The organism is Streptomyces odontomachi (assembly GCF_024435355.1).
Lineage (GTDB): Bacteria > Actinomycetota > Actinomycetes > Streptomycetales > Streptomycetaceae > Streptomyces > Streptomyces odontomachi.
In genome coordinates this window covers 73779-99655 of sequence record NZ_JAMJWG010000016.1, presented here as the reverse complement: position 1 = coordinate 99655, position 25877 = coordinate 73779, and the positions used below count along the sequence as shown (strand labels likewise).

18 protein-coding genes and 1 pseudogene are annotated in these 25877 nt (G+C 70.2%); 10 read left to right on the top strand and 9 right to left on the bottom strand.

What is annotated here, in order from left to right; all coding sequences use genetic code 11:
* Position 1: 1 nt before the first annotated feature.
* The 4 genes from NQO67_RS28925 to NQO67_RS28910 form a co-directional block, all read right to left on the bottom strand.
* Complete coding sequence (locus tag NQO67_RS28925) at positions 2-1006, bottom strand: GlxA family transcriptional regulator (protein ID WP_255953244.1); 1005 nt, start codon at positions 1004-1006, stop codon at positions 2-4.
* A gap of 198 nt (positions 1007-1204) precedes the next feature.
* Positions 1205-3127 carry a hypothetical protein gene (locus NQO67_RS28920; protein ID WP_255953243.1) on the bottom strand — a complete coding sequence of 641 codons (1923 nt, stop codon included), beginning with the start codon at positions 3125-3127 and terminating at the stop codon, positions 1205-1207.
* Positions 3124-4032, bottom strand: coding sequence for a leucine-rich repeat domain-containing protein (locus NQO67_RS28915; protein WP_255953242.1), 909 nt, complete (start codon positions 4030-4032; stop codon positions 3124-3126). The genes NQO67_RS28920 and NQO67_RS28915 overlap by 4 nt, the downstream gene beginning before the upstream one ends.
* Positions 4033-4199: 167 nt before the next feature.
* Entirely contained in the window at positions 4200-6839 is a 2640-nt protein-coding gene (locus NQO67_RS28910) for a polysaccharide lyase family 8 super-sandwich domain-containing protein (RefSeq protein ID WP_255953241.1), read from the bottom strand.
* A 712-nt stretch (positions 6840-7551) separates the two neighbouring features.
* Between NQO67_RS28910 and NQO67_RS28905 the strand changes: the two genes are divergently transcribed.
* Positions 7552-8367: an RNA-guided endonuclease InsQ/TnpB family protein gene (locus tag NQO67_RS28905; protein WP_374119185.1), complete on the top strand. Its 816-nt coding sequence runs from the start codon at positions 7552-7554 to the stop codon at positions 8365-8367.
* 81 nt (positions 8368-8448) lie between these two features.
* Here NQO67_RS28905 and NQO67_RS28900 read toward each other — a convergent pair whose 3' ends face one another.
* Positions 8449-10152, bottom strand: coding sequence for a bifunctional 3'-5' exonuclease/DNA polymerase (locus NQO67_RS28900; protein ID WP_255953240.1), 1704 nt, complete (start codon positions 10150-10152; stop codon positions 8449-8451).
* A gap of 199 nt (positions 10153-10351) precedes the next feature.
* Here NQO67_RS28900 and NQO67_RS28895 point away from each other — a divergent pair, with 199 nt between their 5' ends.
* The 3 genes from NQO67_RS28895 (at position 10352) to NQO67_RS28885 (ending at position 12907) form a co-directional block, all read left to right on the top strand.
* Positions 10352-11077, top strand: coding sequence for a class I SAM-dependent methyltransferase (locus tag NQO67_RS28895; RefSeq protein ID WP_255953239.1), 726 nt, complete (start codon positions 10352-10354; stop codon positions 11075-11077).
* A 190-nt stretch (positions 11078-11267) separates the two neighbouring features.
* Complete coding sequence (locus tag NQO67_RS28890) at positions 11268-11774, top strand: hypothetical protein (RefSeq protein WP_255953238.1); 507 nt, start codon at positions 11268-11270, stop codon at positions 11772-11774.
* 893 nt (positions 11775-12667) lie between these two features.
* Positions 12668-12907 (top strand): DUF397 domain-containing protein, encoded by a 240-nt coding sequence (locus NQO67_RS28885; RefSeq protein WP_255953391.1) that lies wholly within the window; start codon positions 12668-12670, stop codon positions 12905-12907.
* Positions 12908-12968: 61 nt separating this feature from the next.
* Here the strand turns inward: NQO67_RS28885 and NQO67_RS28880 are convergent, their stop codons facing one another.
* Positions 12969-13457: an ATP-binding protein gene (locus NQO67_RS28880; RefSeq protein WP_255953237.1), complete on the bottom strand. Its 489-nt coding sequence runs from the start codon at positions 13455-13457 to the stop codon at positions 12969-12971.
* A 291-nt stretch (positions 13458-13748) separates the two neighbouring features.
* Here NQO67_RS28880 and NQO67_RS28875 point away from each other — a divergent pair, with 291 nt between their 5' ends.
* From NQO67_RS28875 to NQO67_RS28865, 3 genes and pseudogenes are all read left to right on the top strand, one after another.
* Entirely contained in the window at positions 13749-14642 is an 894-nt protein-coding gene (locus NQO67_RS28875) for a Sco1979 family transcriptional regulator (protein WP_255953236.1), read from the top strand.
* Between the two features lie 385 nt (positions 14643-15027).
* Positions 15028-16485: an aldehyde dehydrogenase family protein gene (locus NQO67_RS28870; protein ID WP_255953235.1), complete on the top strand. Its 1458-nt coding sequence runs from the start codon at positions 15028-15030 to the stop codon at positions 16483-16485.
* Positions 16486-16745: 260 nt separating this feature from the next.
* Positions 16746-17344 (top strand): annotated as a pseudogene (locus tag NQO67_RS28865) (DinB family protein).
* 55 nt (positions 17345-17399) lie between these two features.
* Here NQO67_RS28865 and gad read toward each other — a convergent pair.
* Positions 17400-18851 (bottom strand): glutamate decarboxylase, encoded by a 1452-nt coding sequence (gad, locus tag NQO67_RS28860; protein ID WP_255953234.1) that lies wholly within the window; start codon positions 18849-18851, stop codon positions 17400-17402.
* Positions 18852-19084: 233 nt separating this feature from the next.
* Here gad and NQO67_RS28855 point away from each other — a divergent pair, with 233 nt between their 5' ends.
* Complete coding sequence (locus NQO67_RS28855) at positions 19085-19879, top strand: MerR family transcriptional regulator (protein ID WP_255953233.1); 795 nt, start codon at positions 19085-19087, stop codon at positions 19877-19879.
* Positions 19880-20331: 452 nt separating this feature from the next.
* The gene (locus NQO67_RS28850) at positions 20332-21060 is read left to right on the top strand and encodes a DedA family protein (protein WP_255953232.1); all 729 of its coding nucleotides are present in this window, start codon (positions 20332-20334) and stop codon (positions 21058-21060) included.
* A gap of 231 nt (positions 21061-21291) precedes the next feature.
* Here the strand turns inward: NQO67_RS28850 and NQO67_RS28845 are convergent, their stop codons facing one another.
* Together NQO67_RS28845 and NQO67_RS28840 are read right to left on the bottom strand one after the other, a co-directional pair.
* Positions 21292-22959 carry a threonine/serine exporter family protein gene (locus NQO67_RS28845; protein ID WP_255953390.1) on the bottom strand — a complete coding sequence of 556 codons (1668 nt, stop codon included), beginning with the start codon at positions 22957-22959 and terminating at the stop codon, positions 21292-21294.
* 527 nt (positions 22960-23486) lie between these two features.
* Positions 23487-23978, bottom strand: a complete 492-nt coding sequence (locus tag NQO67_RS28840; protein WP_255953231.1) for an inorganic diphosphatase — start codon at positions 23976-23978, stop codon at positions 23487-23489.
* A gap of 133 nt (positions 23979-24111) precedes the next feature.
* Here NQO67_RS28840 and dacB point away from each other — a divergent pair, with 133 nt between their 5' ends.
* Positions 24112-25671, top strand: a complete 1560-nt coding sequence (gene dacB, locus NQO67_RS28835) for a D-alanyl-D-alanine carboxypeptidase/D-alanyl-D-alanine endopeptidase (RefSeq protein WP_374119191.1) — start codon at positions 24112-24114, stop codon at positions 25669-25671.
* The last annotated feature ends 206 nt before the right edge of the window (positions 25672-25877 follow it).

Sequence of the window (25877 nt, the reverse complement as noted above, 5' to 3'; positions counted from 1 at the left end):
GTCAGGCCCCCGGGCGCGACGCCCCATTCCCCTGCCGGGGCACGCCGTTCCCCTGCCGGAGCACGCCCGCGCGGAACGTGCGCCGATAGGTGTCCGGAGGCACCCCCACCGTGCGGTTGAAGTGCCGCCGCAGGGTCGTCGCCGTGCCCATGCCGGTCTGGGCGGCGATCTGCTCGATGCTGTGGTCCGTGGTCTCCAACAGCTGCTGGGCGTGGTAGATCCGCTGGCTGAGGAGCCACTGCAACGGGGTCATGCCGGTGGCCGCGGTGAACCGGCGGTTGAGGGTGCGGGTGCTCATCCTCGCGTGGCGGGCGAGGTCAGGCACGGTGAGCGGCTCGTCCAACCGGGCGGTGGCCCAGTGCAGCAGCTCGCCGAGCGCGGCGCTCTGCCCACGGGGCGCCGCGGGCGCGACGAACTGGGCCTGACCGCCGTCCCGGTGCGGGGGCATGACCAGGATGCGGGCCAGGCCGTTGGCCACCGCCGCGCCGTAGTCCAGCCGGACGATGTGCAGACACAGGTCCAAGCCGGCCGCCTTGCCGGCGGAGGTGAGGACGTCACCCTCGTCCACGTACAGCACGTCCCGGTCGACCTGCACCTCCGGATGGCGGGCGGCGAGCAGGTCCGTGTGCATCCAGTGCGTGGTGGCCCGGCGGCCCCTCAGCAGGCCGGCGGCGGCCAGCACGAAGGCACCGGTGCAGATGGACACGATGCGGGCCCCTGCGGCATGGGCCGCGCGCACCGCGTCGACCAACTCCTTGGACGGCCCGTCGACGACACTGCGACAGGCGGGGACGATGACCGTGTCGGCCTCCGCCAAGGCGGAAAGGGGGCGTGCCCTGCCCGCCTGGAACCAGCCGCCGATCTGGGCCGTGTGGGACCCGCAGACCGTGAAGTCGTACCAGGAGTCGGCGAGCCCGCGCCGCTTGGTGCCGAAGATCTCGCAGGGTGCCGCGACTTCCAATAAGGGGATGCCGTCGCTGATGGCCAGGGCCACGGATTTTGGCATATCCCCATGGTCGTTGCCACACCTGCCCGGGTCAACGGGAGGCCGAATTGCCTTTCACGGGTTCCCTCGCCCCGGGGCCGCCCGCTTCCGATCGCCGGGAAGCGACGGTCGGAAGCGGGGTGCGCCACCCGGAGGAGCGGCCCCGACCCGATGCCTCTCCAGTCGTCTCCAGCCGTCTCCAGTTGTCCCTAGCCGTCTCTAGTCCTCGTCCTCGTCGTAGTCGGCTTCGATGAGGCTCTCGTACAGCTCGCCGGTGGCCGCGGGTGCGTCGATCCACCACAGGGCCGCCTGGCGCTCGGAGTGGTCCTCGTCGGGGACCAGCGAACGGTCGACGGCTTCCATCCAGGGCTGGGGGTCGCCGTCGTCGCACACCCCGCGGTAGATCATGGGAACGGGGACCTTCGCCTGCTGGTGCTTGACCATCCAGGAATTGCGGAAGAAGTCGAACCGCAGGTGGTAAAGGCGCTCGGAATCGGTGAAGAGGATCGGCGGTACGAGGAAGTGCGCGACGTCGACGGTCGTGGCGACGTCGATGTAGTTCTCCGGGAGGCCGCCCGCGTTCCAGCACGCCGCGAAGTTCACCGGCTTGAGCGACTCCTTGCCGAGCACGTGGATGGCGTTGTCCTGGATCACGAACTTCTCCGGATCGAGGAGCACATCCTCGCCGAGCATCACGATCGGCGCCGGCAGGATGTGTGCCTCCGCGAAGCTCTGGGCGTCCGTGTACAGATCGACGATGTCCTCGTGGCGCGTGGCGTCGAATCCCGACCACTGGTGGAACGGGCAGCAGACCGAAGGGTCGGGTGCCTCCGGGTCGGGGAAGAAGAAGGACTTGTCGACCGGCGCGATGACGGATTCACCGGCCCTGCCCGCAAGGAAGTCGGGGATCCAGGCGGCGTCGTCGGCCTCGATCACCTCCGTCTCGCACAGGGCACGGAACGCGTTCTCGCCGAGTTTGCAGTTGAAGTAGTCGAGCAGTGCGATCGCGGCGCATTCGGTGAGGGAGAGCGCCTCGCTCCTGGCGAACCAGAAGTCGTAGCCGTTCGTGACGAAATGCAGGCCGCGGAACTGCTTGTGGACGAAGGGCTCCCGGTCGGCCCGGGGTGTGAGGCCGCTCCAGTGGGCCTCGGCCACCTGGTTGTAGTACGCGTCGGCGTGCCGGGCGAGCTCGGGAGCGAAGACGCTCTCGCCGGTCAGGTAGGTGGCCTTGCTGAACAGGGCGCCGATCTCCGGGTCATGGGCCACCTCGGACTCGGTGAAGATGAGCTCGGTGCGCAGGAAGACCTTGCGGCCGTCCTGGAAGGGCGCGCCCTCGTGCTCGTACCGCTGGTCGAATATCACGCAGGTGAAGGGGGCGACGGTGGTCAGCTCCACGCCCTCGGTGAGGTCCAGCGCGGGATCGCCGGTGCCTCCGGTGAGGTAGATCAGCACCGTGTAACGGGACACGTGCTGGCGCTCGGCGTCGTAGTAGGGCGTGTCGCGGTGGCGGTGGAAGAGGGGGTCACCGGGCTCGAAGCGGTTGCACCGGAACACCGGGTTCACATGCGAGAAGCCTTCGCGCAGCGGTTCCGGGGCCGCCGCGGTCACCGCCTCGGTGAGCGCCTCGGCGAGCAGCGTCGAGTGGAAGATGAAGCGCTCGCCGCCGCGCGAACCGGCGTTCAGCGGCGGGACGTACAGGTCCAGCGAGTCCAGGCGCTCCAGGCAGGCGCGGGCGGCGTCCGGGAGCCCCAGGGAGAACGTGTACGCCCCTTCGGTGAGCTCGACGCGGTCCGTCAGGTCGAGCTTCAGCGGGGTGTCCTCGAAGAGCCGGTCGAGCGGCAGGATGTTCTCGAAGGTGCGGAAGGACAGCTCGCGTGGATCGACGAAGACGGCGGCCAGGTACGGCGCTGCCGTGCTCGGCCGGGCGAACAGCTCGCGCACGTCGGCGTCGATGCGCTCGGCGTCGACGAAGCGCACCGCCTTGTGGCGTGCCGTGGGGTGCCAGGAGATCGCGAGACCGTCGAGCGTGGTGACGGGCTCGGTGTCGATGGCGTCGACCTCGGCGAGGTAGCGGGCGACCTCGTCCGCGGAGGCCGTACCGGTCGACAGGGCAAAGAAACGGTCGCGGAGCTCGGCGCTCATACACTTCTCCAATAGCTGCGCAGTACGGGGGAGAGCTGGGTGGCGGACGCGAGTTTCGCCGCGCCCTCGTCGGACACGTCGTCGCGGTACAGCTGCACCTGCTTGAGCGAGCCGATGAACGGCGCCTCCAGCAACGCCTCGGCGCCCTCCGCGCCGATCGGGTTGTACCGCAGGTCCAGCTCGGTGAGTCCGCCGAAGAGGCCCAGGGAGCGCACGCCCTCGGCGGTGAGCTTGTTGCGCTGGAGGTGCAGGCGGCGCAGGCCGTCGAAGCGCAGCGACGCGGCGAGGGCGGCCACACCGGCGTCGCCGATGTAGCAGTACCTCAGGTCGAGGGTCTCCAGGCGGCTGCTCGCCGTGGAGGCCAACAGTGCAGCACCGGCCGCACCGATGGGCAGGTACGACAGGTCGAGCTCGACGAGCCGGCCGAGGTCGAGCGTGGCGAGGGCACTGACGTCGACGGGCCTGGGGTCCGGCTCTTCGTCGTCCTCGTCCCAGTCCTCCTCCTCGTCCCAGTCGTCCTCGTCGTCATCGTCGTCCGTGCCCTTGACTCCCTTGATCCGCATGCCGGTCACGAAGCGCTCTTGCAGGACCTTCTCGATCATGGCGGGCGCGTCGTCGGAGAGGGTGACGGCGACCCCGGTGGGGAATCCGTGTCTTCGCGCGACGACGGTCACTCCCGCCGGCAGGGCAGCGTCCCAGGCTTCCTGGTGCTCCGTCACGAGCGCGTCGATCTCACGCCCCAGCGCCTCGCGGTCGGCGGGTCGCGCGCACGCCCGCCGCTCCTCCAGCCGGATCAGCGTGCCCCGGGCATCGCCCTGCGCCACGAGCTGCTCGCCGTAGGCGTGCCAGGAGGCGAGGTCATCGGGGTGATCGCGCAGAGTTTGTTCGAGTACCGCAGCTTCCATTGGAAAAGCCTAGAGGCCCGCACTGACAGTCGAACCGGCGCCGGGGCTACGTGTCAGTAACACAACGACTGTGTGATGCGGGCGAGTTGACGGCCGCTCATTCACCTCGACCGTCGACTCATTCACCCCGACGGTCGATTCACCTCGACGGTCGACTCGGTCCTCCCTCACCCCAACCGCACCGTCAGACTCCTCCCGTACCCGTGCCGCGTCGTCGCCTCGATGCGGGTGCCGCCGGGGACCCGGGTGACCCGGATGCCGTCGTCCGCGGCGAGCGGGCGCAGGGTGCGGCCGTGGAGGGTGAGCGTGACGGTGTCGCGTTCCGTGGTCGGGTCGCTGACGGCGAGGGAGACGGTGCCGTCGTCGGCGCCCCGCACCAGCACCGAAGCGGGGCCCTCGACGGCGAGCCGGTCGGCGTGGTGGACGCCCGGCGTGAAGGTGTTGACGGCGAGCAGGTCGAGGCCCGTGTGGTGGACGGCCTGGAGCCGGGTGGTGTTGGCGAGTACCGACACCGGGCCGCCGGAGCCGTATCCGGCCAGCTGCGCCTCGGTGGCGCCCGGCACGAGCGCGTAGGCCAGCGCGGTGTCCGGTGCGCCGGCGGCCTGCTCGAAGCAGACGTCGAAGACCTGCTTGGTGACCTGGGTGTCGGCGTTGGACGCGTTGACGACCTTGCGGCTGCGGGTGACGGTGTCGAGGGCGACGGTGGGCCGCGGGCCGTGGGAGTCCGCCGGAGCGTGCGCGGAGCCGCCGTCCAGGAAGACATAGCCGATCGCGGTCTGCCCGCCGGCCGCGGCGTACCGCAGCCAGGCGAGCGGGGCCGGCTCCGGGGCGCCGCCGGTGACCGGTTGCCAGGGCGAGCCGTCGCGCAGCCGCCCCGTGAGGGTGACGGTGTCCGACGCGCCCGCGATCCGGCTGTCCACCGTCGTGGTCACCGGGCGCCCCGCCGGATCGCCCACGCCGGCCGCGAGCACCACGATCTCGTCGTCGAAGAGGAACCACGACTTGGTGGCGCGCGCATTGCGGTAGACGACGAAGTCGTCCGGGAGCTTGCCGGCCTGCTTCGCGGCGTACGCGGCGTCGTCGGACTGCACGAGCGCCGCCGTCCCGTACGCGCCGAGCGTGGCGCCACCGGAGTGGGAGGAGGTGCCGCACGGGAAGTACACGTACGTGTTCTGCGACTCCGATGACGAGGTGAACCCGGCGTCCGGGTTGTCGTACCACTGGGTGCCGTACAGCTCGGGGATCGTCTTGCGGGTCTCGACGGGGGCCGTGACGCCGGCGAGGCGGTACGGGGAGACCGTCGTGTAGTAGTCGACGCCGAAGGCCTGGGACTGGTCCTGGCCGGTGAGGTAGAGGTAGTGCGCGCCGTCGCCCAGGAACCACGGCATCAGGTTCTCGCCGCTCATGTACTCGTACTTGCTGATCCGCCGTGAGCTGCGGGCGAGCGCGAAGCAGTAGCCGGGGCGGTGGTGGACGGTGCGGTCCATGGCGTTGAACGCGACCGTGTAGGAGGCGTCCTTGAGGTCGCGGGCCGGTACGGACGGGTCGGCGACGACGTCGGCGTAGCGGGCGACGGTCACCGGGGAGACGAACGCGGTCGGGTCGACCGCGACCTTCGACGCGGCCCGGACGAACTTGACGTAGCCGTTCAGCGCGGTGGCGTCGGCGGCGGGGGAGTACGCGGCCAGGTCGACGACGGCTTCGACGACGGTGGCGGCGTCGCTGTAGCCGCTCTTGGTGCGCGACGCGCCGCGGCCCTTGACGATCTCCATCATCCAGCCCTCGAAGAGCACCGGCGCGAAGGCGTTCACGACCCAGCCGCGAACCACCCCGGCCAGGTCGTTCTGCGGCAGCCAACTGGTGCCGTCGAGCAGCCGCAACGTGCCGACGACCCGGCTGAGCAGCCCGATGCCGTAGCTGCCGGTGTAGGCGACGGAGGCGTGCTGGAGGTAGGAGCCGTCGGCGTAGAAGCCGTCGGTGACACCGTGCTGGAGCCGGTACGGGTCGATCGTGGCGAGCACGGTGAGCTGGTCGGCGACGGCCTTGCTCACCCGGGCGTCGTCACCGAGGGCGGCGCCCTGGAGGATCCGGTCGGTGGTGATGTCGGCGAGGTTGGCGCCGGTGTGGAAGCGGGAGTCGAGATCGACGTCGCCGTCCTTGCCGTTGCGCAGGTAGCCGTCCATCGCTGCGACGTAGCTCGCCGGCAGGTCGGGGCGATAGCCGGCCAGCTGGTCCCTCAACAGCACCAGGACCTTGCTGACCTGCTGGGATATGCCGATCTCCCAGTTGAACCAGTTGCCGTAGTAGCCCTTCGACTGATCACCGTAGTAGTGGTCGTAGAGCCAGGTCAGACCGTCGATGACGCGGCGCTGCACGGTCTCGTCGCCGTACAGGTCGTTGCCGTCCGCCGCGGTGCGGGTGGCCAGCGCGATCTCGTACAGGTACTGGTACGACTTCGTCAGGTTCGGGTCGCTGGTGCCGAGGCTGCCGACGCCCTGGAACAGCTCGCCGTCCCCCGCCTTGTCCATCGCGGTGAGATGGGACCGCGCCGTCGAGGCGATGGCGGCGAGCTTGGCGGCCACCTCGGGGCGTGCGTTGGACTCCGCGGTGCCGGCGAGGACGGCCACGGTGTTGCCGATCAGCCGGGCGAAGTCGTCGTCGGCGCCGGCCGCTTGCTGGAACGCCGCGCCGCCCGCCGGCTGCGGGGGTGTGGCCGCGTCGGCGGCCCGCGCCCGCAGCGGCTCGGCCAGCGCCAGCAGGGCGCCTGCGGGAACCACGGACAACAGGGCGCGACGCGACAGCTCCATGGGGCTCTCCAGATTTCGACCGTTTGACCGGAAAACGCTCACCAGACCGCCGCATCCAAGCAACGGGGTCGGGCGGTGTCAATGCGTCAGGGCCCGAGAATGCGGCGGCGTTCCCCGCACCTCCCTTCGCAAGCGGTTCACGCACAACGACCGTACTGATTTGTGTTCACCTTCTTGACGAGTCATCGCCTCCGTCGCCATCATCGGGGCATTCAGAGAGCGCTCTCTGATACCGCAACCCCCGCCCCTGGGCGCTACAACGTCAAGAAGTGAACGCATACCGGCGTGTCAGCAACGTTTGGACCGCCCTCCGCCACCACTTCGCCACCACCTCCGGTTCGCCGCCACTTCCGGACCGGGACGGTTCCCCCTCCCCCCACAACCGACCATCCCCACCCCCCACAGGAGGGTCTCGCCGGGGCCACGTCCCCCACACGCACCCACACGTGGCCCCGGCGGGGCCAACAAGCCAACGGGCCCGCAGATGTCCCGACCTGCCGTCCCATTGCCGCTGCCACCTTCCGGGCTCACGCGTCTGCCACCGGCCCGAACCCGCGGGCGACCCGACTGTGCGAGCTTCGTCTGGACGGTGACCTGACGGACCTCGGGACCTCACCCGTGCCCCATGCGTATGGCCTGGGACGGCCGCGGCCAGGGGTTTGGACCGTGGCTCCCTGCCCGGGTCCAACTGCCGAGGCGGCAGCGGGCCGGGATGCCGAAGTTCAAGAGGAAGCGCGAGGCGCGGGTGACGCTGAACTACACCCAGCGCGGATTCCGCCTGAAAGAAGGGCGCCTGCACCTGGCGGGAGGGATCGTCGTGCGCCTGGTGCGGTCGCGTCAGCTGCCCAAGCGGCCCAGTTCGGTGCGGGTGTATCAGGATGCTACCGGGGCGTGGTACGCCTCTTTCGTCGTGGCCCGCGTGAGCGAGGCCCTGCCGGAAACCGGCCGGGTGATCGGGGTGGACTGGGGTGTGAAGGACATCGCGACCACCACATCCGATGCCCACGATCTTCCGCACCCACAGCACGGAAGGACCACCGCGCAGAAGCTGGCCCGCTACCAGCGCATGATGAGCCGCCGCAGGCCCAAGCGTGGACAGGCCGCTTCCAAGGGCTACCGGGAGGCCAGACGGCAGACGGCGAAGTTGCACCGGAAGGTGGCCGCTCAGCGGCAGGACACCGGCCGCAAGTGGGCCAAGCGCGTGGTGACCGACCATGACGAGATCGCGGTAGAGGACTTCCGTCCCAAGTTCTTGGCGAAGACCACGATGGCGCGCAAGGCCGCAGACGCGACCATTGGTGCCACCAAAAGGACTCTGCTGGAGATGGCGCGCAAGCGCGGGCGTATCGTGCACCTGATCAACCCCGCGCACACCACGATGGCCTGCGCACAGTGCGGAGCGAGAGCCAAGCACGCACCACCTCTTTCCGAGAGAACGTATACCTGCACCGCGTGCGGAGCTGTCTCGCCCAGAGACAAGAACTCCGCACGCGTGATGCTGGTCCGGGCTGGTCTTCAACCCGGCTAGTGCTGATCGTGTAAGACCTGCTGAGTCGTCGGACCGCAGGCAACGTGAGCTAGGAATCCCCCTCGTTTATGGGGGGAGGAGTCAATTCGCGTCCGCGTAGCAGTCCACCACCGCCGCGGCGAACGGGAACCGCACCGGGACCTCGCCGAACATGATCCGTCCCGCCTCGTCCGCCGCCTCCTGCACGGCCGCCGACACCCTCTCGGCCTCCTCGACGGGGCAGTGCACGATGACCTCGTCGTGCTGGAAGAACACCAGCTCCGCAGCCATTCCGGCGCACCGCCCACGCAGTGCCGCCAGCATCAGCACCGCCCAGTCGGCCGCGCTGCCCTGCACGACGAAGTTCCGGGTGAAGCGTCCCCGGGCGCGGGCCCGGGACTCGCCTCCTGCGCCGCCACGTGCGGTGTCACCCGCGCCGGGATCCGGCTCCTGCGGGATGCCGGCCTCGTCGAGCCCCACGGCCCCGGCGTCCGCCTCGCCGTCGGGCGCCGTCGCGGGCGGGCTGGTACGGCCCAGCCAGGTCCGCACCAGCCGGCCCTCCTCACCCGCGCGGGCCGCGTCGTCGACGTACGCCACCGCCTTGGGGAAACGGCGCCGCAGCGCGGCGAGGTTCTTGAGGCCGTCGCCGGACGTCTGGCCGTATATGGCGCCCAGCACCGCGAGCTTGGCCTGGGCCCGGTCGCCCGCGAAGGCGCGGTCCGACACCGACTGGTACAGGTCACCGGACCGGCCCGCCACCTCCATGAGGCCCGGGTCACGGGAGATCGCGGCCAGCACCCGCGGTTCCAGCTGGGCCGCGTCGGCCACCACGAGGCACCATCCGGGGTCGGCGATCACCGCGCGCCGTATCACCTTCGGGATCTGGAGCGCACCCCCGCCGTTGGTCACCCAGCGGCCCGACGACGTGCCGCCGGGCAGGTACTCCGGGCGGAACCGGCCGTCCCGCACCCAGTCCTGCAACCACGACCAGCCGTGCGCCACCCAGATGCGGTACAGCTTCTTGTACTCGATCAGAGGCGGGACCGCCGGATGGTCCACCGACTCCAGCTCCCAGCGGCGCGTCGAGCGCACCTTGATGCCCGCGGCGGCGAACGCCTTCACCACCTCGGCCGGCAGATCCGGGCGCACCCGCCGCCCGAACGCCGCCGACACCTCGCTCGCCAGCTCCGCCAGCCGGCGCGGCTCACCGCCCGCGTACCGCTCCCCGAGCAACTCCTGCAACACCGCGCGGTGCACGTCGGCGCGCCACGGCAGCCCGGCGCCGTGCATCTCGGCCGCGATCAACATGCCCGCCGACTCGGCGGCCGTCAGCAGCCGCATCCGCTCCGGATGCACGGCCGCCGCATGCCGCCGCTGCTGCTCCGCGTACACCTCCAGGAGGTCTTCCAACGGAACGGGAACGGGTGCGGGCTCGAAGAGCGACGACTGCGCGCCGGGCTCCGCGGCGCGCTGCGGGGGATCCGGTGGCACGGCGCGGTGGTGCAGCCGCGCCGATGCGGCGGCTGCCGAACGGGGCTCGCCGAACCGCCCCTCGTGCCCCAGCAGCAGCGCCTCCGCGGCCTCGATGTCGTAGCACCGCGGCACCCGGACGCCCGCCGCGAGCAGCCGCGGATAGACGTCGGCTGTCGCCCGCCAGACCCAGCGCGTGACCTGGGGTCGCGCAGCGATCGCGCGAACGAGGTCCGGCTCCTCGCGTATCCCGCCGGTGGGCGAGCCGTCGGCGGTGAGGGCGACGAGTCGCGCCCCGCCGCCCTCGGTCGGTGTCACCGCCCACCGTTCGTTCATACGAGCGATTCTGGCACCCGGCACTGACAATGCGGCGCCGACGCGCTGCGGTCCCGACGCAAGCGGTTGTCCCGACGTCAGCAGCGCGGCGACCGACACGGTCGAACGCTGCCGGGCGCCGCCGGGCCCCGCCGGGCGCCGCTGGGCCCCGCCGAAATCCGGTGGGTGTCCGCGCCCGACTCCGCGTACGTTCGCCGCCATGGCTGACGAGAGCTACCGACATCCACGACTGGCCGCGCTCTACGACCCGTTCAACCCGGACCGCAGCGACCTCGACGCCTACGTCCGGGCGGCGGAGGAGTACGGGGCGCAGCGCGTGCTGGACATCGGCTGCGGGACGGGTGTGTTCGCCCTGCTGCTGGCCGAGCGCGGGATCGACGTCGTCGGCGTCGATCCGGCCCGGGCGTCCCTCGATATCGCCCGCGCCAAACCGGGCGGTGCGCGGGTCCGCTGGATCTGCGGTGACGCGACGACCCTTCCGCCCTTGCAGGTCGACCTCGCGACGATGACCGCGAACGTCGCCCAGGCCATCGTCGACCAAGAGACCTGGCACGGGACGCTGCGAGGGGCGTACGACGCACTGCGCCCCGGCGGGCTCCTGGTGTTCGAGACGCGGGATCCGGCGCGCCGCGCCTGGGAGGAGTGGAATCGCGAGAGGTCCCTGCGCGTGACGGAGGTACCGGGCGTCGGCGCCGTGCGGAGCTGGTTCGAGCTGATCGACGTGAGCCTGCCGCTGGTGACCTTCCGGGACACCTGCGTGTTCGCTGCGGACGGGCAGGTGCTGGCGGCGGAATCGACGTTGCGCTTCCGCGGGCGGCAGGAGGTCGAGCAGGACCTGCTCGCCCACGGCTATGTGGTGGAGGACGTGCGCGATGCGCCTGATCGGCCGGGCAGGGAGCTCGTCTTCCACGCGCGGCGACCGTGATCCTTCGTGCCGGAGCGGTCAGGATTGCTCACCGCACGTCCCCCGATTCTTCGCGCCGCACTCGGAAGGTCGCAGCGGGGGCCTTGATAACTTGCTGCAACCAGGAGATGCGCTCCGGCGGTCCTGGCCGCCGGATCCACCTCCGTACGCACACCATCACCTTGCCTTGCTCAGGCCTAGGGGGGACACAATGACTTCGGCTTCTCTGCCCGCACGCGTTCGGCTGGGCGCCCTCGCCGGCGGCCTGATCGGCGCTCTTGTGCTGACCGGTTGCGGCAGCAGCGACGACGACGGCGACAAGGGCGCGGACAGCTCGTCGTCCGCCACCGCGTCGCCGTCCAAGTCGGCGGACGACTCGGGCGGCTCCGGCGGCGAGGCCGCGAAGGGGAGCATCGAGGGCAGTTGGGTCGCGACCACCGGTGGCAACACCGTCGCGCTGGTGATCACCAAGGGCAAGGCCGGACTCTTCGCGTCGGACGGCAACAGCTGTAGCGGCACAGGTGGCGAAGAGATGGGCATGAAGATGATCCACCTCAAGTGCACCAAGGGCCACGACCGCGGCGAAGGCATGGTCAAGTCCGTCAACGCCACCACGATGGTGGTCAGCTGGGAGGGCTTCGGCGACGAGTCGTACACGAAGTCCAAGGACGGCCAGCTCCCCGAGGGTCTCCCCACGGCGGGCATGCCGTCCTCCTGACTCCTCCGGGGACGGCACCGAATCGACCAGTCCCCACCGCCGGACCGCCGGCACTCCGCGACCTGCCCACCGGGCCGCGGTCCCCGCAGCACCACGGGGACCGCGGCCCGTCGCCGTATCCCCTCGTGGCCCACCGGCTCCGCCGCGCCCTGACTCCTCGGCCCCGCCCTGCCCTTCGCGACCTTCCATAGCGCCCGGGCCGGCGATAGGTGCCTACCGGATTCCGGTCCCGCGAAACATTTCGATGCCGTCAGTATCCGAGCACTTCCATCGGGTGTCCGGACGCTTCAATGGATTCCCCAGTTCGTTACCCGGCCCCTTGACTACCTTTGCTTTCTTTCGCTTTTCCGCGGTTGGCGGTTCTTGGCCCTGCTCGGTCCTGCGGGCTGCTTGTTGGCGCTTCATGGTGCTTCCCGGTGCTTCTCGGCACTTCTCTTCTGGTCCCTCCGCTTTCTCTCCGGTCCCTCCGGTTTACCGCCGGTTCGCCGGTCCGTCCGGAAGGTGTCGGCGGCCGGTTGGAGGGGGCAGTTCCGTGGGTCGGATTGAGCCAGATGTCCCAGGCAGGAGGGAGATGGAACAAGAAGCGGGTGTTATTCGTCTCTATTGAGCAGGGCGGCAGTTTCTTCGAACGGGGGAGCGCCCGAGGGGGCTTGGATGGGCTGTTTAGGCAATCAGGACTGTGTTCCTCATTCCGGGGAAGCGGCAACCGAGGGTCGGCACTTCAAGGGGTGTCGGCTGTAATCGGTGGAACACATCGCGTGCACGTGCATCTGCTCATGCATCTGCAAGGTGCATATGCCCATGCGTTTACACGTGGACACAGCTATGATTCCGAAGCAGTTGACCGCTGCAACAAACGCCACATTGACCACTGCACCACCGGGGAGCAACCTGTGCACCACGTGTACAACGGCATGGCGGCCACGGAGCTTCACGGAGTCGCCTGGCAGAAGAGCAGGCACAGCAACTCCCAGGGTTCGTGCGTGGAGTTCGCCAAACTGCCTGGGGGAGAAGTGGCGGTACGCAATTCACGGGACCCCGATGGCCCGGCCCTGGTCTATACGCGTGCCGAGATTGAAGCCATGCTGCTGGGCATCAAAGATGGTGAGTTCGACCATCTCGTGGCGGGTTGACCCCGCCCTTCCCGTCTGAAGCGGCGGACCGGACGGCGACTCGAGGGCGCGGAAGGCGGCGTCACACGTGGAACAGCGCCCACACGACCTTGCCGCGCAGCGCCCCCGCCAGCGGATGCCATCCCCATCCGTCGCTGAAGGACTCGACGAGGTACAAGCCGCGCCCCGACTCCGCCGCCAGGTCCGCCGCCTCCGGCTCGACCGCGACCGGGCTCTCCTGGCTCGGATCGCGTACCGCACACACCAGACGTGACGTCCAGTGCATCAGGTGCAACCGGACCGGCGGCTCTCCCTCGCACATGGCGTCCGACGGCAAGGCGTGCTTCAGGGCGTTGGTCACCAGCTCGGAAACGACCAGACAGGTATCGTCGAAGCGGTTCGCCAAACCCCAGCCGTATAGGGTTCGTTGGGTGAATTGCCGGGCGTCACGCACCGCTTCGTAGCGTGCGTGCAGAGCGCAGGATGCAGCGCTGGAGGCCGTCGCGGGATCGAGCGGAGGAAGTCCCTGCCTTAACGGATCGACGAGCATGGTCGATCTCTTCGTCCCCATGCGAGGCACTCCCGGGTTTCGCGGCCGTAGCGCTTGCTGGCGTGCTGCGGTGGTGCTGCCGTGGTATGTGATGCGTGACCATCGTTCCCAATGCGTAGGGCAGATGCAAGGGCAGATGCACGTGCACGTGCCCGGTATGCTCGCCATCGCGCGGGTTGTGCAGTATTTATTCCTGGAACTTTCCGTAGTGCACTTTCGTGGATTCTCTGTTTCCGTAACCGGATGAGTACGGGGTGGAGCGTTTTAGTGGCAGACTTCGCATCCTGAAGACGGTGTAGGAGGGCTGACGAAGTGACCGCAGGGCAGTCTTGGGGCTATCCCCAGGCATCGGGCACCGGTGGGGGCTCGGTGGTGCGGCGCATCCTGCTGGGCTCGCACCTGAGACGGCTGCGGGAAGCGGTCGGTATCACCCGCGAAGCAGCGGGCTACACGATCCGTGCCTCCGAATCGAAGATCAGCCGCATGGAGTTGGGTCGGGTGAGCTTCAAGGTGAGGGATGTCGAGGATCTGCTGACGCTCTACGGCGTGGCCGACGAGACCGAGCGGGAGGCGCTGCTCTCGCTCGTCAAGGAGGCCAACGTCGCCGGGTGGTGGCACAGTTACTCCGACGTACTGCCCGGATGGTTCCAGACCTACATCGGCCTGGAAGGTGCCGCCTCCCTCATCCGGCTGTACGAGGTGCAGTTCGTGCACGGTCTCGTGCAGACCGAGGCGTATGTGCACGCGGTCGTCTCGCGCGGCATGAAGGGGGCCTCCGCCGCGGAGGTCGAGCGCCGTGTCGCGCTGAGACTCGAGCGGCAGAAAGTACTCGTCTCGGAGAACGCGCCCGAGTTCCGCATCGTCCTCGACGAGGCCGCCCTGCACCGGCCGTACGGCGGGCGTGACGTGATGCGCGGTCAGTTGCAGCACTTGATAGAGGTCTCCGAGCGGCCCAATGTCACGTTGCAGATCATGCCCTTCAGCGCGGGCGGTCATGCCGGCGAGTCCGGGGCGTTCACCATGCTCAGCTTCTCCGAGTCCGACCTCTCCGACGTGGTCTACCTGGAGCAGCTCACCAGCGCCCTCTACCTCGACAAACGCGAGGACGTCGAGCAGTACGAACGCGCCATGACCGAACTCCAGCAGACCGCCCCGGGCCCCGCCGACACCCGTGATCTGCTCAGGAGCCTGCTCCAGCAGGTCTGATCGGGCACCCGCCCGGCCCCGTGCCCCGTGCCCTGCGCACGCCCGCCAACGGCCGGTGCCAGCGGCTCCGCACCACGGCCCGCTGCCGTTGCGCCCACCTGCCCCCGCGACCCGAACGCGGGATCCGCAGCGCGCCACCCCCTCCGCCTCTCCGCGCCCCGTGGCACGTCCCTTGAGTCGCCCGGCAGGCCCTCGGAAAGACGTCTCGGAGACGCCCGGGAGACGCGCCGGATTCGACCGGCCGAACAGCGGCTTACAGCACATCAAAGTCCCTGACGCCGCCCACGATTCATCGGTCCAACCGACTTGAATGACAAGTACGATGCAGCCCATAGCGCATGGCGCGGCTGCACTCTGCAGTGTTTTCCTGCAGTAAGGGGATGACATGTCCTTCTTCACCGACCTGGCCCGGCAGTACATCGACGGCGAATGGCGGGGCGGCAGCGGATCCTGGGACAACATCGACGTCAATCCCTACAACGGTGAGAAACTCGCGTCGATCACCACCGCCACCGTCGAGGAGGTGGATCTCGCCTACCGCGCGGCGGAGCGTGCCCAGCAGGCCTGGGGCGCCACCAACCCGTACACCCGCCGGTTGGTGTTCGAGCATGCGCTGCTCGTGGTCGAGGAGCACGAACAGGAGATCACCGAGGCCCTCGTCGCCGAACTGGGCAGCACCCGGCTGAACGCGGCGTACGAGGTACACCTGGTCAAGGAGTTCCTCCGCGAGGCCGTCCACCTGCCGATGCGCGCCGAAGGACGGCTCATCACCTCACCCGTGGACGGCAAGGAGAACCGCGTCTACCGCGTCCCGGTGGGCGTGGTCGGCGTCATCACCCCGTTCAACTTCCCCTTCCTGCTCGCCGTCAGGTCCGTCGCGCCCGCCCTCTCGCTCGGCAACGCGGTCGTGCTCAAGCCGCACGAGGAGGCGCCGATCTGCGGCGGGGCGCTGGTCGCCAAGCTCTTCGAGGACGCGGGGCTGCCGAGCGGCCTGCTGAACGTGGTCATCACCGACATCGCCGAGATCGGCGACGCGATGATCGACCACCCGGTGCCGAAGGTGATCTCCTTCAGCGGCTCCGACGCGGTGGGCCGCCATGTCGCCAGGGTCTGCGGGGGCCACTTCAAGCACGCCATCCTGGAACTCAGCGGCAACAGCGCCCTGACCGTGCTGGACGACGCCGACATCGACTACGCCGTCGACGCCGCCGTCTTCAGCCGCTACGTGCACCAGGGCCAGGTCTGCATGGCCGCCAACCGCATCCTGGTGGACCGTGCCGTGGAGCAGGAGTTCACCGAGAAGTTCACCGCCAAGGTCGCCGCGCTCAAGACCGGCGACCCGAGCGACCCGGAGACCGTCATCGGCCCGGTCATCAACTCCGCCCAGGCCGACGCGATCACGGCCGTCGTGGCGCAGTCGCTCGCCGAGGGCGGCACCGCGCTGGTCGCCGGCCGGGCCGAGGGCAACCTCGTCGAACCGACCGTGCTGACCGGTCTGCCGCCGGACTCCCCGGTACTGCGCCAGGAGATCTTCGGCCCGGTGGCGCTGCTCATCCCCTTCGACGGCGAGGACGAGGCCGTACGCATCGTGAACGACAGCCCGTACGGCCTCAGCGGCGCCGTGCACACCGCCGACGTCGAGCGCGGCGTGCGCTTCGCCCGCCGGATCGACACGGGCATGATCCACGTCAACGACAGCACCGTGCACGACGAACCCGCCGTCAGCTTCGGCGGCGAGAAGCGCTCGGGGCTCGGGCGGTTGAACGGCGAGCACATGGTGGACGCCTTCACCACCCAGAAGTGGATCTCCGTGCAGCACGGCCGGCGGACGTTCCCGTTCTGAAGGAGCGCGTTCCGAGGGAGCGCGTTCCGGGGGAGCGCGTTCCGGGGGAGCGCGTTTCGAAGGAGCGCGTTCTGCGGGAGCCCGGATCCGTCTCTCAGGGGATCGTGCGAGGTCGTCCGGGATTGCGGACCGGATCTGGCCGCAAGGAGCCGTAGCGTCACAGACACCGGGAAGAACGGCGGCGGCCCGGGTGGTGCCGGCGCCGTGACATCCCCGAAGCCCTGCATCCGCAACCCTGGCAGCCCTGGAAGGCGGTCCCCATGGTCACTCACGTTCCCGCAGAACCCCACGGCGACGAGCGTGCGGCACTGCTGGCCTTCGCCGAGGCGCAGCGCGGCGGCATCCGCCGTGCCGTGCTCGGCCTGACCGAGCAGCAGGCGGCAGAGCACCCGTGCGCCAGCGAGCTGTCGCTGTCCGGGCTGGTCAAGCATGCCGCCGAGGCCGAGCTGAACTGGCTGCGGATGGCCCAGCAGAAGCCGAACGACAAGGTGCGCACCGAGGACACCTGGGCAGAGGGGTTCCGCCTCGTCGAGGGGGAGACCATCCAGGGCGTCCTCGCCTTCTGGGACGACGTACGCCGCGAGACCGAGGAGTTCATCCGCACGGTACCCAGCCTCGACGACACCTTCCCGCTGCCGCCGGTGCCCTGGTTCCCCAAGGACGGCGTCGTCTCGATGCGGTGGTTGGTGCTCCACCTCATCGAGGAGTTCGCCCTCCCCCAAGCTCTTAAGGAGCAGGGGGTACCCCCATAGCCGGGCACGCGGACATCCTGCGGGAGTCCCTGGACGGCAGGTCGTCCATCGACCTCGTGGTCCTGGAACGGGAGCAGGAGCGGAAGCAGGCGGGGGCAGAGGCGTAGACGTAGCTGCGGCGCGCGGCGCGCGGCGCGCGGAGCGGTGTGGCGGGATGGCGGTTCAGTGGTGGAAGCCGGTGGCCGCCGCCCGGTCGTGGGTCAGCGGGCGGGACTGGGCGCGCAGCTGCGGAAGGAACAGCTCCAGGTCGTTCAGGAGCAGGTCGCCCAGGTCGGTGGAGAAGCCGTTGCGGCAGACGATGCGCAGCACGCACAGGTCCTGGCGGTGCGCCGGGAACGGGTACGCGGGCACCAGCCAGCCGCGTTCGCGCAGCCGGCGCGCGACATCGAAGACGTCGTACGCCGTCACCTCCGGAGCCGTCGTGAACGCGAACACCGGCAGCTCGTCACCGCGGGTGAGCATCCTGAAGTCGCCCAACTCCTCGATCCGCCCGGCCAGCGACATGGCCACGTCCCGGGAGGCCTGCTGCACGGCCCGGTACCCGTCGCGGCCCAGCCGTACGAACGTGTAGTACTGCGCGACGACCTGCGCCCCGGGCCGGGAGAAGTTCAGGGCGAAGGTGGGCATGTCCCCGCCCAGGTAGCTGACCCGGAACACCAGCTCCTCCGGCAGCTCCTCCATCGACCGCCACAGCGCCCATCCCACGCCCGGGTAGACCAGGCCGTACTTGTGCCCCGACGTGTTGATCGAGGCGACCCGCGGCAGCCGGAAGTCCCACACGAGGTCCGGATCGAGGAACGGCGCGACCATGCCGCCGGACGCACCGTCGACATGCACCGGGACGTCGAGTCCGGTGCGCTCCTGGAGGTCGTCCAGGGCGGCGCAGAGGTCCGCGATGGGCTCGTAGCTGCCGTCGAAGGTGGAGCCCAGGATGCCCACCACGCCGATGGTGTTCTCGTCGCACAGCTCGGCGGCGGCCGTCGGGTCGAGGTGGAAGCGGTCCCCCTCCATGGGCACCTGGCGCGCCTCCACCTCCCAGAACGTGCAGAACTTCTCCCAGCAGACCTGCACGTTGACGCCCATCACCAGATTCGGCCGCCTCCCGGCGTCCGCCCCCCGTCCGTCTCGTGAGCCGCCCCGCCCACCCCGTCCGCCCTGCCGCTCGACGCGCCGTGTCCAGCGTCGTTTCAACGCCATCCCGGCGAGCATGCACGCCTCGCTCGACCCGGTCGTGGAGCAGCCCACGGCCGCGGCGGGATCCGGCGCGTGCCACAGGTGGGCGAGCATCGCCACGCAGCGCCGCTCCAGCTCGGCGGTGCGCGGGTACTCGTCCTTGTCGATCATGTTCTTGTCCCGGCACTCCGCCATCAGCTGACCGGCCTGCGGCTCCATCCAGGTGGTGACGAAGGTCGCCAGGTTGAGCCGCGAGTTCCCGTCCAGCATCAACTCGTCGTGCACGAGGCGGTACGCGGCGGTGGGGGGCAGCGGGCCGTCCGGGAGCCGGTGCTTGGGCGGGGCCTCGGTCATGCCGCTGAGCGGGTCGGCCTCCCCGTAGAAGGGGTTCACCGAGGCCGCACGGTGGCCGTCCCGGTCGGGTCCGTGGTGTAGCGGCATCGGGGCCCTCCTCGCCCTGCTCGCCCGGCTCGGGCCGGGTGTCCGCGATGGGCGTGCGGGCGCGGCCGCCGTGGTGGCGGGTTCCTCGCCTCGGCCCTCCGGCCGAGAATACGAAGAAATCGGGCAATTCGCCCGGTGAGGCCGGCAAGGCCGTGACCGGTGCCCAATCCGCTTGCACCTCACCCTGCGTGAGGTAGCAGTCTGTGACGCGTACCGAACGAAAGGCGAAGGCCATGTGCGCATCGCCCGCATCGGCGGAATCCCCGGGGCGCCTGTACTCCGTGGGAGAGGTCGCCGGATTCACCGGGGTCACCGTGCGGACACTGCACCACTACGACGAGATCGGGCTCCTGGCACCCAGCGCCCGCAGCCGCGCCGGGCACCGGCGGTACGGCGACGCGGATCTGGACCGATTGCAGCAGATCCTGTTCTACCGGGAGCTCGGCTTCCCGCTCGACGAGGTCGCGGTGCTGCTCGACGACCCGGATGCCGATCCGTACGAGCACCTGCGCCGCCAGCACCGGTTGCTGGCCACCCGGATCGAGAAGCTGGAGCAGATGGCCGCCGCCGTCAGGGCAGCGATGGAGGCACGGAAGATGGGCATCAATCTCACACCGGAAGAGAAGTTCGAGGTCTTCGGCGACTTCGACCCCGACGAGTACGCCGAGGAGGCCCAGCAGCGCTGGGGCGACACCGAGGCGTACCGCGAGTCCCTGCGCCGATCCGCCTCGTACACCAAGCAGGACTGGATACGGATCCAGGAGGAGGGCGACGAGATCGCCCGGCGCTTCGTCGCCCTCCTGGAGGCCGGCGAGGACCCCGACTCCGAGGCGGCCATGGACGTGGCCGAGGAGCACCGGCAGCTCATCTGCCGCAACCACTACGACTGCACCTACGAGATCCACCGGGGCCTCGCTGAGATGTACATCGCGGACGAGCGCTTCATCCGCAACATCGACAAGCTGAAGCCGGGGCTCGCGGCGTACCAGCGCGCCGCGATCCTCGCGAACGCGGCCCGCCACTCCTGATCCGCACCGCAGGGGTTCTCCGGCGGCCGGCGCCGCCACGACGTCCCTCCGGGGGCCCGGGGGGCGTCCTCTGGCGGCCAAGGCCCGCCACGGTGCCCTGTAAGGGGCGCGGGGAACTGCGCGACCAGCCCACCACCGGCCGGTGGTCCGGGCACGACAGGAACAGCCCCTTCGGGTCGGTGGTCCGGGCACGACAGGAACAACCCCTTCGGGCCGGTGGCGACCGCAAGGTCGCATCGTGGCTGGGCGCGCAGTTCCCCGCGCCCCTGAAAGAAGGGGGGGCGACGGATATAGGGGGGTACCCAGCGTCAGCTGGAAGCGCACCGCCGCCAGGGGCGCCCTCGCCCCCGAGGAGGGCCCCCGGGGAACCCGGGACCAGAGCCGCGCGTTGGTAGTTTTGTCGGTGTAGCCGGAGGCACACCGCGCCGCCCACCCCTCAGGAGCCCGGAAACGTGATGACGCTTGCCCTCGGGCCGAGCTGGATGGACCCCGACTATCTGCTGAACCATTTCGGGCTGCTCGGTCTGCTACTCGTCGTCTTCGCCGAGTCCGGACTGCTCATCGGCTTCTTCCTGCCCGGCGACTCGCTGCTGTTCACCACCGGTCTGCTGATCACCACCGACCAGCTGGACGTCCCGCTGTGGCAGGCCTGCGCGCTCGTCGTGCTCGCGGCGGTCCTCGGCGATCAGGCGGGCTACCTCTTCGGCAGGAAGGTCGGCCCGACGCTCTTCCGGCGCCCGGACTCCCGGATCTTCAAGCAGGAGAACGTGACCAAGGCGCACGAGTTCTTCGCGCGGCACGGTCCGAAATCCCTGGTCCTGGCCCGCTTCGTGCCCGTCGTGCGGACCTTCACACCGATCATCGCGGGCGTCAGCGGTATGAGCTACCGGCCGTTCCTGATGTTCAACGTCCTCGGGGGCGCCCTCTGGGGCTCGGGCGTGACCCTGCTCGGCGCCTGGCTCGGCAAGCACGCCTTCGTACGGGACAACATCGAGGCGATGCTCGTCCTCGTCGTGCTGATCTCGGTGGTGCCGATAGCCATCGAGTTCCTACGGGCCCGGGGGAAGGCGAAACGGGGCGGTGGGCCCGGTGGGCACGGAGGCTCCGGCAACCCCGGTGGCCCGGGGGCGCCGCGCCGAGGAGCGACGTCCGTAGGCCGCGGCCGGCACGCCAAGCGGTGACCTGTTTGTAACGTGCCCCACAAGGGCGGCGCGGGAAAAAGGGGCGCGGGGAACTGCGCGACCAGCCCCCACCGGCCGAGCCCCCACCGGCCGGTGGCCCGGATACGACAGAACTGCCCCTCCGGGCCGGTGGCGACCGCAAGGCCGCATCGTGGCTGGGCGGGCAGTTCCCCGCGCCCCTTTCGGGTGCACCCCGGGCCGTCGGGGACTCCCCCCGACCAGAACCCCCGATCAGAACCCGCGCGTGCGCTTGGCCGCACGCCGGTTCGCCGCGGCAGGCACCCGGATCAGCAGCCGGGACACCTCGGCACCGAGGTTCACCCCGATCGCGATGGCCATGGCGAGCGCCGCGGCCTTGGTGAGCGAGACGAGCCCCGCCATCGCGTTGTTCTGCGCGAATCCGAGCAGCCCGAAGTACGTCGCCGAACCCGGGAGCAGCGGCCCGATCGCGGCCGTCACATAGGGCAGTGCCGAAGCGAACCGGTAACGCGAGAAGAGCTGGCCGAACAGGCCGACCAGGCCCGCCGCCACCGCCGTCGAGGCCACCGTCGACAGATGGCCGGTGTAGTGCATCGCGCCGTAGACCAGGCCGGCCACGCCACCGTTCAACGTCACCATCAGCACCGTCGAGCGTTCCTGCTGGAGCAGTACCGCGAAGGCGAGGGAGACCAGCATCGAGGCGACGATCTGCCAGCCGGGGCGGTCCACGACGCCCAGCGCCTGGTCCGGGTTGAGCTGAGCGCCGACGCGTACGCCGAAGTACAGGATGAACAGCACGCCGACGACGATGCCGACGAAGAAGTACAGCACCTCCAGCAGGCGCGCGGCGGCGGTGATGTAGTAGCCGGTGAGGCCGTCCTGCACGCCGGCCACCAGGGCCCGCCCCGGTAGCAGCGCGAAGAGCCCACCGGTGATCACCGCCGAGGTGTCCAGGGGCACCTGGAGCAGTGTCACCGCGACACCGAGCGCGGCCGGCGGCATGGCGGCCACCGTGAACTGGTAGAACTCCGGCAACCCGCGTCCCGCGCAGAGCCAGGCCAGTCGGTCGCCCAGCATCGCGCCGATGGCCGCCAGCACGAAGACCAGCAGCCCACCGCCCACCATGATCGAGGCGGCACCGGCCAGCAGGCCGTTGGCCGCGGTCAGCGCCCAGCCGGGGAACGGGTGGCGGTTACGGCGGATCTCCGCGAGGCGCCGGTAGGCCTCCTCCAGGGAGATCTGGCTGTCCTCCTCGCTGAGGTCGTCGACCAGCTGGAAGACCGCCGCGAGCCGGGTGTAGTCGGTGCCGCGGCGGCGCACCGTCCGGGAGGACGTGACCGGGTCGTCCACCAGGGACGGCTGGTGCGAGATGGACAGCAGCGTGAAGGTGACCGTCGGCTCGCAGCGGTCGAGACCGTAGGAGCGGCAGACGGCGAACATCGCCGCCTCCACGTCCTCGGCGCCCTCGCCCCCCGCCAGCAGCAGCTCCCCGATACGCAGCGTCAGGTCGAGCACACGCGGCACCGCCGGGGTGGCCTCGTCCGCCTCGTGCCGGGGCTTGGGGTCCAGCGCGGGCCGCTCGGCGACCGGCATGCGCAGCATCGTGCGCATCCGGTCCTGCCAGGGGAGCTCCTTGGTGAGCCGGACCTGGGGGATGCCGACCGGCGGAGTGAAGGCGGGGTGAGCCGTGCGCGGGTTGTACGTGGGGGGTCTGCTGAACGCCGAGCTCTCGCGCTCCGCATGGGCCTGCGGTGGAATGAGGCCTTCCGGGATCGCGAACTCCGACGTGGTCTGCGACTCGTCCTCGGACACCTGCGCAGCCGCGTGCACGCCCTTGGGCTGGGCGAACGCGCTTCGTGCCTCGTCCGACGTCGGCTTGTGGTCCTCCGCGCCCGGGGGCCTGTCGTGGCTCGGGGGCACGGCGGGACCTGCGGAGCCCGCGTAGCCCGAATCGGTCACCGAACTAGCTCCTTCTGTGCGCCTCGATCGGCGCCGCGGTGGTCTGGGTGGTTGCGCGCCGTTTGGGGTACTCAACTGATGGTTGCGGTAATGGGGGGATTTGTGTATATGGACAGCAATAGTCGTACAGGATGTCGTATACAGGCACAGGCGTACGCCGGGCCTGTACAGGCGCGCCCGGGACTGTGTGGGCGTGCACGACCGTGCATGGATCCGCTTGTCCGCTAGGCCGCCCGTGTAGACCTGCATCGACCTGCATGAAGCTGTCGCGTTCTGCTGATGCGCTGCTCAGGTGCTGCTCACAGGCTGCTCACGTGCTGCGTCGGCCGGGTGCGGACCCGAGGACCGTACGCCCGCTCACGGGCGGCCCAGGGGGTAGCCGTCCCAGCCCGTGCGCACCCGACGCGGTCAGCGCCCGGCGCACACGAAGAAGCCGCGCGTCCCTCCGGTGGAGGATCGCGCGGCCCGTTCCTACGAACCGGGGCGGATCAGTGACCGCCCTCCTCCTTGAAGCGCTTGTAAGACCGCTCGATCTCGGTCTCCGCCTCGCTTCGGCCCACCCAGTTGGCACCCTCGACCGACTTGCCGGGCTCAAGATCCTTGTAGACCTCGAAGAAGTGCTGGATCTCCAGGCGGTCGAACTCGGACACATGGTGGATGTCCCGCAGATGCTCGACCCGTGGGTCGGACGCCGGCACGCACAACAGCTTGTCGTCGCCCCCGGCCTCGTCCGTCATCCGGAACATCCCGATCGCGCGGCACTTGATGAGGCAGCCGGGGAACGTCGGCTCCTCCAGCAGGACCAGCGCGTCCAGCGGATCGCCGTCCTCACCGAGGGTGTTCTCGACGAAACCGTAGTCCGCCGGGTAACTGGTCGACGTGAAGAGTCGACGGTCCAGGCGAATACGACCGGTCTCGTGGTCCACCTCGTACTTGTTACGCGAACCCTTCGGGATCTCGATCGTGACGTCGAACTCCACCGGTGGCTCCTCCATGATCAGCACATACTTCTGATGGTTAAGTGTCCCTCACGCAGGTGTGTGATCGCGAAAGGGGCTGGTTGTTGTGCCGGAGCTGCCAGAGCCAGAACCGGAGCACGGGCCGTGGGCCAGGCTGCGCGCCAAGCTGCCAGCGGCGCGGACCTTGGTGCGGCTCCCGGAGCGGGTGCATCCCATGGCTCTGAAGACATGGCAGGTCACGACGGGTGCCGCCGTGCTCGGGTTGGTGATCGCGGCCGGCGCGGTCTCCGCCGCCGGGCCGTGGGACTCCACTGGCCAGCGTACGGCCGAGCGTGACTGGGCGGCGGGTCAGCGGCCTGGAGGTGGCGCAGATCACGGCGCACGGGGCGGCGACGACAAGCCCGGACCCGCCCCCAGCGCCCCTGAGGTGCTCGCGGCGCTCGGGGCGCCCGCAGCCGGCGGCCCGGCGCGTTCGGGGTCCCCGCAGGGCTCCAGCTCCGGGGGCGCCGCCGGTGCGGTGCCGACCGCGCACGGACTCGGGGCGCTGCTCGACCCGCTGCTCGCGGACGCCTCCCTGGGCCGCAGCCGCACCGCCGCCGTCGTCGACGTGGCCACCGGACGGCAGGTCTACGGCCGTGACGCGGGCAAGGCGCTGACGCCCGCGTCGACGACGAAGCTGGCCACGGCGGTGGCGGCGCTCTCCGCGCTGGGCGACGAGCACCGTATCGAGACGCGCGCCGTACTCGAGGACGGCGACGGGCACGGCACACCCCGGGTCGTCCTCGTCGGCGGCGGCGACCCCACCCTCACGGCGCGCTCCGCAGCGGGCCCCCAGGCCAGCCTGGAGAAGCTCGCCACGGCGACCGCGCACGCCCTGGCGGACCGGCACATCGGCCACGTCACGCTGGCCTACGACGACTCGCTCTACGCCGGCCCCCGCCTGCACCCCATCGGGCCGAACGAGAACCTCGCCCCGATCACCGCGCTCACGGCGGACGAGGGCCGCCTCGACCACTCCACCAGCGGCCCGGCGCCGCGCTCCACCGACCCGTCGGGCGACGCCGCCGCCGCGTTCGCGGGATTCCTGAAGGACCACGGTGTCGGCGTGCAGGGCAAGCCCGGTTCGGGGAAGGCGGCGCGGCACGCCGAGCGGCTCGCCGCCGTGTCGTCGCCGCCGCTGTCGTCGCTGGTCGAACGGATGCTGACGAACAGCGACAACGACATCGCCGAGGCGCTCGCGCGACAGACCGCGCTCGCCGCCCACCGGCGGGCCGACTTCGCCGGGGGCGCGCAGGCGATCCGGGCCCGGCTGGCCGGTCTGGGGCTGCCGATGTCCGGAGCCCGGTTCGCCGACGGCAGCGGCCTCAACCGCGCCGACCGGCTCACCGCGGACCTGCTGACCGCGCTCCTGGCGAAGGCCGGCGACCCGGGTCGTCCGGAACTCCGGCCGGTCCTCACGGGGCTGCCGGTGGCCGGTTTCACCGGCACGCTGGAGCATCGTTACGGTGCCGCCGCCGACCGGCCGGCGACCGGTCTGGTGCGGGCCAAGACGGGCACCCTGACGGGCGTGAACACCCTCGCCGGCACCGTCGTCGACCACGACGGCCGGCTCCTGGCCTTCGCCTTCATGACATCCGACTCCCCCTCCGCCCCCGCCACCCAGGCGGGCCTGGACCACCTGGCCACGGCCCTCACCCAGTGCGGGTGCAGCTAACCAATCCCTGGCCAACGTCTCCCTTTGCGGGCGGTTCCGGCACGCCCGGCGCGCCCGGCGCGGTCGAGGGTGCCCCCTTGGGCCGGCGCCGATGCGGCGGTTTCATCGCGCTTGATCGCGCAGTTCCCCGCGCCCCTTTCCGAGCCCCTCCGGGTCGGCGGCGCTGCGACGGCACCGTCGTGGTTGGTTGCGCAGTTCCCCGCGCC